Annotated in this window: 7 protein-coding genes; 2 read left to right on the top strand and 5 right to left on the bottom strand. The window is 69.9% G+C overall.

Going from position 1 to position 8,024, the window contains the following annotated elements; all coding sequences use genetic code 11:
* Nucleotides 1-537 precede the first annotated feature (537 nt).
* A complete protein-coding gene (locus tag ACY45C_RS17805) occupies nt 538-1,239 on the top strand; it encodes a hypothetical protein (RefSeq protein ID WP_462188684.1) in 702 nt (233 codons plus the stop codon).
* Nucleotides 1,240-1,242: 3 nt separating this feature from the next.
* Here ACY45C_RS17805 and ACY45C_RS17800 read toward each other — a convergent pair whose 3' ends face one another.
* From ACY45C_RS17800 to ACY45C_RS17790, 3 genes are all read right to left on the bottom strand, one after another.
* Nucleotides 1,243-2,457 (bottom strand): nitrilase-related carbon-nitrogen hydrolase, encoded by a 1,215-nt coding sequence (locus ACY45C_RS17800; protein ID WP_462188683.1) that lies wholly within the window; start codon nt 2,455-2,457, stop codon nt 1,243-1,245.
* Nucleotides 2,458-2,537: 80 nt separating this feature from the next.
* Nucleotides 2,538-3,251, bottom strand: coding sequence for an MBL fold metallo-hydrolase (locus ACY45C_RS17795; protein ID WP_462188682.1), 714 nt, complete (start codon nt 3,249-3,251; stop codon nt 2,538-2,540).
* Nucleotides 3,252-3,363: 112 nt separating this feature from the next.
* Nucleotides 3,364-4,143, bottom strand: a complete 780-nt coding sequence (locus ACY45C_RS17790) for an SDR family oxidoreductase (RefSeq protein WP_462188681.1) — start codon at nt 4,141-4,143, stop codon at nt 3,364-3,366.
* 190 nt (nt 4,144-4,333) lie between these two features.
* Here ACY45C_RS17790 and ACY45C_RS17785 point away from each other — a divergent pair, with 190 nt between their 5' ends.
* On the top strand, nt 4,334-4,594 hold the full coding sequence (locus ACY45C_RS17785; RefSeq protein WP_462188680.1) for a Prokaryotic metallothionein: 261 nt from the start codon (nt 4,334-4,336) through the stop codon (nt 4,592-4,594).
* Nucleotides 4,595-4,798: 204 nt separating this feature from the next.
* Here the strand turns inward: ACY45C_RS17785 and nhaA are convergent, their stop codons facing one another.
* Nucleotides 4,799-6,076, bottom strand: coding sequence for a Na+/H+ antiporter NhaA (gene nhaA / locus ACY45C_RS17780; RefSeq protein WP_462188685.1), 1,278 nt, complete (start codon nt 6,074-6,076; stop codon nt 4,799-4,801).
* A 237-nt stretch (nt 6,077-6,313) separates the two neighbouring features.
* A partial coding sequence (argS, locus tag ACY45C_RS17775; RefSeq protein WP_462188679.1) for an arginine--tRNA ligase occupies nt 6,314-8,024 on the bottom strand: 1,711 nt, incomplete at its 5' end.

Raw genomic sequence — 8,024 nt, 5'->3', positions numbered from 1 at the left:
GGCGCGGCCCACAGCCATGCCCGTGAACCGTCACCTACAGCAAGATCACTAAAGCAGGTGAATGTTTACCGTCAGGCGGCGGCACCGGAAGCCCGCACCGCTGATGATCAATCTTTCTATACCATGATCCGTACACAGCCCGAGCTCGGTTGCATTTAAATTGTGAAAGTAGCTTCTGGTCACCTGTGTCAGACCGGGCCAACCGATTGGCTGTACTATTTCGATCCGCTGCTCGGAGAGCCATCCCAGGACGCCTGAAAATCGTCTCACTTGATGATCCAGTGACGGAGAGAATCGGACGATGAATCTGCCCGAGACGTCCGCATGACCGCATCCCCCGCCGGGGCGGTGCCCACCGCGGCCGGTTCGACGCCACTCGAGACCGCGGACAGCACGGACCCAGCAGCCGGCACCGACCCAGCCGCCAGCGCGACGCCTGCCGGTCCGGCGGCACCGGCAGACCCGGCATCACCGCGCGGTCCGGCACCAACGGCCGATCCTGCGGAGACAGCCGATTCCGGGAATCCCGTACCCGCCGTGGCCTCGACGGCCGGCGCATCGGCGACCGGACCCGGTCGGACCGGACCCACCCTGCGCGAGCGGGGCCGCCACCTGCGTAAACCGATACGCACCGCCCTGTTGGCAATGCATGTGCTGGTGGGTGTCGGCTGGAATGGCGTGGCGTTCGCACAGCTTGTCCTGGCTTCGACCGCGGCGGCCGATGCCGGTCTTCGGCACTCCGCATATGAGCTCATGCACGTCGTCGACCGGGTCCTCGATATCCCGCTCGCTCTGCTCACCCTGGTCACCGGGGTGGTGATCTCGGTGAAAACGAGATGGGGACTGCTGCGGCACTGGTGGGTGGCGACGAAACTCGTCATCACCGTCGTTGCCGTGATACTCGGCGGCTCCGTGATGCGCCCGTTGATCGTGCGGGCCGGACAGGCGACGGACGGGGGGGAGGTCGCCTACACGGCTCCGACCGTCGCGATCGTCCTCGGTGCCAGTGTGATGAACGTCCTGTTCATCACGGCGACAGTGCTGTCCATCGCGAAGCCTTGGGGAAAGACTCCCCGGGGCCGACGAGCGATGCCCCGAGCCGGTGCGGCTCCCATACCCACGCAGCCGGGCCCGCCGGCGCCATCCGCGGCACTGGCCACCGCCACGGCCGCCACGGCCTCCACGGGGAGCGGGGATCCGGTGCTCCCGGCCACCGTGGCGGTTCCCCTCGGCCCCTGAGGGTCAGACGCTGCCGAGCACGCGGGTGATCCGCACCTCTACGACGACACGCCGGGGATTGGCCCGCGGCGTGCGGTAACGCTGCGCATAGCGGAACTCGGCGTCGGCCACACTCACCGGATCATCCCGGAGCACGGCCAGTCCCTCCAGCGTCGACCAGCGTCGACCGTCGATCTGGCAGAGCCCGACGGGGGTGCCCTGGGCCGGCCCCGCCGCGATCAGGCGGGCCTTGCGGGATCGGGCCGATGTGATCACCCGGGCGATGCCCGCCGCCGGATCGAGCGTCGCGCCGACGGCGACCACGTGCGGGCTGCCCTCCGGCCGGACGGTGGTCAGGCTGCACAGGTGCCGCTCCCGCCAGAAGTCGAGAAAGGCCTCGCCACGCCCGGCCAGGTCGAGCGGATACGCGGGGTCGAGCCGGTTCTGGTGGTCGAGCCCTAGCCGGCGATGCGTGAGCACCGGGAACTCGGCACGAACGGCGGCCGGTCGGGCCGGGTCCAGCTCCGCGCGCACCGTGGTGGGCCGCGGGCCGGCCTCGGCGAGCACCTCTCCCCACGGATCGACGACGACGCTCGCCCCGGCCATCTCCCGGCCCGCCTGGCGGCCCGCGGCGTTGCAGGCGACGAGGTACACCTGGTTCTCGATGGCCCGGGCGCGGGTGAGCATGCGCCAGTGGTCCAGCCTGGCCAACGGCCAGGCCGACACCACCACCACGATCTCGGCACCGCCCTCGGCCAGCAGCCGGAACAGCTCGGGAAACCGGAGGTCGTAACAGGTCGCCAGCCCGACGACGCCGAGTTCGGTGGGGACGGTTCCGACCGTGGCACCCGGCGTCAGCAACCGGGCCTCCGCGGAGCCGTAGCCGAACAGGTGCACCTTGCGGTACGCATGCCGGATCATCCCGTCCGGACCGATCAACACGGTCGTGTTGAAAAGCCGTCCGTCGGCGGACCGTTCCACGATGCTGCCGGCCACCAGGTGGCATCCGCGTTCCCGGGCGGCCTCCCGCAGGGCGGTGACCGTCGGCCCGGTCACCGCCTCCGCCTCCGCCTCGTACCGATCGAAGTGAAAATAGCCGGTGACCCATAGTTCGGGGAGGACGACCAGGTCCGCCTGGGTCCGCCGGATCTCCCCCAGCACCCTGCGCACCCGGTCCGCCGCGTTCTCCTCGTCGGGACAGCCGAGTTGCAGGGCTGCGGCACGGACCGGGGCTGCCATACGGGGCTCCTCGCCTTGTCGACCATGCGGTTCCGTGAACACGAGGGTCTTCCCGGCGGCGACCCGGTCGACCGCGGGATTCAGGACAGGCCCAGCATCGCCTTCCACTGCTGGGCGCTCGTCGGCCGGAAGACGTGGTTCATCCGCCTGACCACCGCGAGGTCCTCCGACGCCTGCGGAGAATACTGGTGGCCGGGGAAGACGGTGGTGGTGTCCGGCAACGCGGCCAACCGACGCAGGCTGTCGTACATCAGTCCCGCGTCGCCGCCGGGCAGGTCCATCCGGCCGCAGCCCTCGAGGAACAGGGTGTCCCCGGCAACGAGCCGGTCGTCGACGAGGAAACACTGGCTGCCGGGGGTGTGGCCGGGGGTGTGCAGCAGCCGCACGGGGATCTCCCCGACCATCACCACGTCGTCGTCATCATGCTCGACCAGATCGGACGCGGAGATCTCGGCCGCCCGCCGTACCCACTCCGCCTCGGCCCGGTTGACGTGGATCGGGACGTTCTGCCGGCCGAGCAACTGGCGGACACCCTCGATCTCCATGCCGAACGCGTTTCCGCCGATGTGATCAGCGTGGTAATGGGTGACGAGCGCGCCGGTGAGCCGCATACCGTCGGCGGCCAGCAGGTTGAGCAGGTCGTCGACCTTGTAGGCGGGATCGACGATCAGGGCCTCGCCGGTCTCGCGGTCGCCCACGAGGTAGACGAAGTTGACCATCTGGGTACCGACCGGATCGCCGACGGCGAAGTCACGGCCGGACAACAGCTGACGGAAGTACAGGCGATCGGTCACCCCGCCAGCCTACGAAGGTCCGGCCCGCGGCGAGGCGGGTTGCTCACCAGGGCTACCTGCGGCGGCCTGACGGCAGACCCGGCGCGCCGGTTGATCGGCCGGCCATCTGCCGTCAGGCGACCGGGCTGAGGCCGCCGTCGAGGTTGATCGCCGCACCCGTGATGTAGGCGGCCCGCGCGGAGAGCAGGAACGCGACCAGATCGGCGAACTCCTGGGCCCGGCCCACCCGACCGAGCGGGATTCCGGAGGTCCGCCCCATCCGTTCGTACAGCTCGTCGCCCGTGATGTTCTCCCGGGCCGCCGCCCGATCCCACTGCCCGCTCTCCACCAGGCCGATCAGAACCGCGTTGACCCGGATCCGGTCCGGGCCAAGCTCCTTGGACAGGGCCTTGGTGAGCGCGAGGCCCGCGGCCCGAGTGACGGAGGTCGGGGTGGAGCCGGCGCCAGGGGCTCTGGCCGCCACGGACAGTGAGTTCACGATGCCGCCACCGCCCGCGCGCCGCAGGTACGGCAACACCAGCCGGGAGGCCCGGATCGCCGCGTGCAGCTTCAGCTCCAGATCGGCGTTCCAGACCTCGTCGGCCTGCTTCTCGAACGTACCGGCCGCGCTGGCGCCGGCGTTGTTCACCAGGGCGTCCACGGCGTTCCACCGGTCGACGGCGGTGGCGACGAAACGTTCAAGGTCGGTGGTGCTGGTCACATCGGCGGGTACGGCGAGAACCTCGCCACCGCCAGCCTGCGCCTGCTCGGCAACCTTCCGCAGCCGTGTCTCGTCGCGCCCGCAGAAGGCCACCCGCGCCCCCTCGGCGGCCAGCGTCCGCACCAGGGCGGCTCCCAGCCCGTTCGAGCCGCCGGTCACCAGCACTACCTTGCCCGCCAACTGAAGATCCATCCCGCTCCTGTCGCCCCGCTCCGGTCGCAGTTTTTCGATGAGGCATGCCGCCCGGCCTTGACGACCTGGGCAGATACCGGGTGATCGGCCCGCCGTTACCATCGATCGACATGATGAACATACCGATGGCGGAAGATGCGATCAGTGCCCATCCGGTCTAACGTCCGGACCGGCGAGAGGGGGCGAGACGATGGCCAGATGTGACACCTGCGGTAACGACTACTGGATGTCGTTCGAGGTGCAGGTCGTGAGTGGCGAGAAATACATCTTTGACTGCTTTGAATGCGCTGTGGCAAAACTCGCCCCTCGCTGCGAACATTGCGACTGCCGCATTATCGGGCACGGCGTCGAAGTATCCGGGCGGTTCTTCTGCTGCGCCCACTGTGCCCGGGTTTCGGACGGCCGCCTCGGCGCCGAGCTCCGCGACACCGTCGGCACGCATCCAGGCTGATCCGGGGCGGGGGCTCTCCTCACGATCCCGGGGTCCGAAGCGGACGGGGAGATCCGGCGCCTGCTGTCAATGGCCCACAACCGGCTGGAGATGGAGGTGTGCTGGCTGTCTCGATTCGCCTGGGGCAACCTCCTCGTCGAGGCCGCGACCGGGGAGGGGACTTCCTTCGGCCTGCGGGTCGGCGTGAACGTGCCAGTCGTGTCGTCAGTCGACACGGTCGGTCTCCGCCTCGTCCACCTTCCCGTAGCCGTCCTTTTCCACCCCCTCGTAGCCATCCGGGATCCCGTTCCGGTCTAGGTCGGCGGTCTCGGTCCGCTCCAGCTGAGCGTAAGCCTGGTTACGCAGGCGCAGCAGCACGGCCGCCAACAGAGCGGCGATCAGGGAGCCGGTCAGCACGGCGATCCTGACGTGATCGCTACGAGGGGAATCGCTCCCGAACGCCAGCTCCCCGATGAGCAGGGAGACGGTGAACCCGATGCCGCTCAGGATCGCCAGGCCCACCACATCGAGCCAGGCCAGCCCAGCGTCCAGGCTCGCCCCCGTGAAGCGCGCCACCAGCCAGGTCGCGGCGAGGATCCCGACCGTCTTGCCGACGACCAGGCCGAGGATCACGCCCACGGCCGCCCGGTCACTCAACGCCTCGGCTAGACCGTCGAGACCGCCCACCGTCACCCCGGCAGAGCAGAAGGCGAACATCGGCACGGCGATACCGGCCGAAATCGGACGCCAGCGGTGTTCGAAGTGCTCGGCTAGGCCTCGGTCCGTCTCGGGAGCACGGCCCCGCTCGCTGCGCAGCACCGGCACCGCAAAGCCCAACAGCACCCCGGCGACGGTGGAGTGCACGCCGGAGGCGTGCACCAGCGCCCAGGTCGCCAGCGCCGGCGGCAGCAGCAGCCACCACGACCGCACCCGCCGCTGCACCAGCACGGTGAACGCCGCCAACGGCACGAGCGCGCCGACCAGGGGCGCGACCGACAGCCGTTCGGTGTAGGAGACGGCGATAATGACGATGGCCACCAGATCGTCGACCACCGCGAGCGTGAGCAGGAAGGTCCGCAACGCGATCGGCAGGTGTCGGCCGATGACCGCCAGTACCGACAGCGCGAAGGCGATGTCGGTCGCCGTCGGGATGGCCCAGCCCCGCAGCGCGCCGCTGCCCAGGTTCACCAACGTGTACAGGACGGCCGGGACGACGACACCGCCGAAGGCGGCGAGCACCGGGACCGCGGCGCGGCGCGGATCACGCAGGTCACCGGCGACGAACTCCCGTTTGAGTTCCAGCCCGGCGACGAAAAAGAAGATCGCCAACAGTCCGTCGGCGGTCCACTCCGCCAGCGTCAGATCAAGGTGGAGGGCGGCGGGACCAACCCGGACGGCCAGCAGCGATCGGTAGGCGTCGGACCAGGGCGAGTTGGCGAGTGCGAGCGCGAGCACGGCGGCGGCGAGCAGGAGCGCCCCGCCGATCGTCTCACCGCGCAGGATGGCGGCGACCCGCTGAGTCTCCGCCCGCGAACCACGGCCGAAAAGCCGGAAACCACGGCGAAACCGGGAGTCCCGGTGAAACCAGAAACTGCGGTGAAACCATGGACTGTGAGGTGGCGGCGGGCCCAAGGCGGTCTCCCAGCATCAGGGGTCGAATCGGACATCGCCGACCAGACTTCCCGGCACACCATGCACATCCGCGTGGATACCAGCTTAACCTGGACCCGCCGGCCGGGCCTACATTCGGTCAGGCGCGGCGATGCCGAGCAGGTCGAGCCCTTGGCGCAGGGTGCGGGCGGTGAGCCGGCACAGGGCGATGCGGTTGGCGCGCAGGGAGCCCGGAGCGGACAGCACCGGGCAGGCCTCGTAGAAGTCGGTGTAGGCCTTGGCGAGATCGTAGAGATAGCCGCAGAGCCGGTGGGGTTCGAGGGCGCGGCTGACGTCGACGAGCGTGTCACCGAAGGCGTCAAGGGTGAGGACGAGCGCCCGTTCGGCGGGATGCGGCGTCAGGGTGGGGTCCACCTCGACCAGGGTGTCCGGGGCATCCGGGGCATCCGGGATGTTCGGAGTGTCGCCGGCCTTGCGGAGGATCGACTGGATCCGGGTGTGGGCGTACTGCAGGTACACGCCGGTGTTCCCGGTGAACGACACCATCCGTTCGACGTCGAAGGTGTAGTCCTTGGTCCGGGAGGTGGACAGGTCGGCGTATTTAACGGCGCCGATACCGGCCTGCTCGGCGATCAGGTCGAGCTCGGCCGGGTCGAGGCCGGGGGCCTTCTCGGCGACGATGGTGCGGGCCCGTTCCACGGCGGTGTCGAGCAGGTCCATGAGCTTGACGGTCTCGCCGGAGCGGGTCTTGAACGGCCTGCCGTCGGGGCCGAGGACGGTGCCGTAGGAGACGTGGGTGGCCTCGACGTCGTCGGACAGCCAGCCGGCGCGGCGGGCGGCCTCGAAAACGAGCCGGAAGTGCAGGGCCTGGCGGGCGTCGACGACGTAGAGCAGCCGGTCGGCCTTGAGATCGCGGATGCGGTAGCGGATCGTCGCGAGGTCCGTGGTGTCGTAGCCGTAGCCGCCGTCGTTCTTGCGGACCATGAGCGGCACGGGCTCCCCGTCCGGTCCGGTCACCTCGGCGGAGAACACGCACAGGGCCCCGTCGCTGCCGGCCGCGATACCCGCGCGCACGAGTTCATCGACGACATCGGGAAGCCAGGGGTTGTAGAAGGACTCGCCCACCGAGTCCTCACTAGTGAGCAGCACGCCGAGGCGGCGATAGATCTCCCCGAAGGCGAACTCGGACTCGGCGACGATGTCCCGCCACTGGCTGACGGTCGCCGCGTCGCCGGCCTGCAACGCGACGACCCGGCGCCGGGCCCGGTCGGCGAAGGCGGGGTTGGCGTCGAAGGTGCTCCGGGCGGCCCGGTAGAGGGTATCGAGGGCCGAGACCGTGGAGGCGCCGGCGGCGAGGTCGTCGTGGTGCCAGGACGCCGCGGGATGCTCGTCGAGGTACTGGATGAGCATGCCGAACTGGGTGCCCCAGTCCCCGAGATGGTTCTGGCGGATGACGTCCGCGCCGAGGAAGCCGAGCACCCGGGCCAGGCAGTCCCCGATGATCGTGGTGCGCAGGTGGCCGACGTGCATCTCCTTGGCGATGTTCGGCCCGGAGTAGTCGATGATCGTACGACGGCCCCGCTCGGCCGCGCCGACGCCGAGCCGCCCGGCGGCAAGGCGGGCGGTGACCTGCCGCCACAGCGCGTCATCGGCGAGGGTGATGTTAAGGAAGCCAGGCCCGGAGACGGTGACGTCGGCCACCAGAGCGGCGCCGTCGGCGCGCACGGCATCGGCGCGCACGGCATCAGCGACCGCAGCCGCCAGCTCCCCGGGGCGGCGGCGGGCCCGCCGGGTGAGCGCGAGCGCCGCGTTGGCCTGGAAGTCCGCGTGGTCGGAGCCC

It is taken from the genome of Frankia sp. CcWB2, from assembly GCF_977927585.1.
The sequence above is the reverse complement of the archived record's forward strand: the minus strand, read 5'-3'. Positions and strand labels throughout refer to the sequence as shown.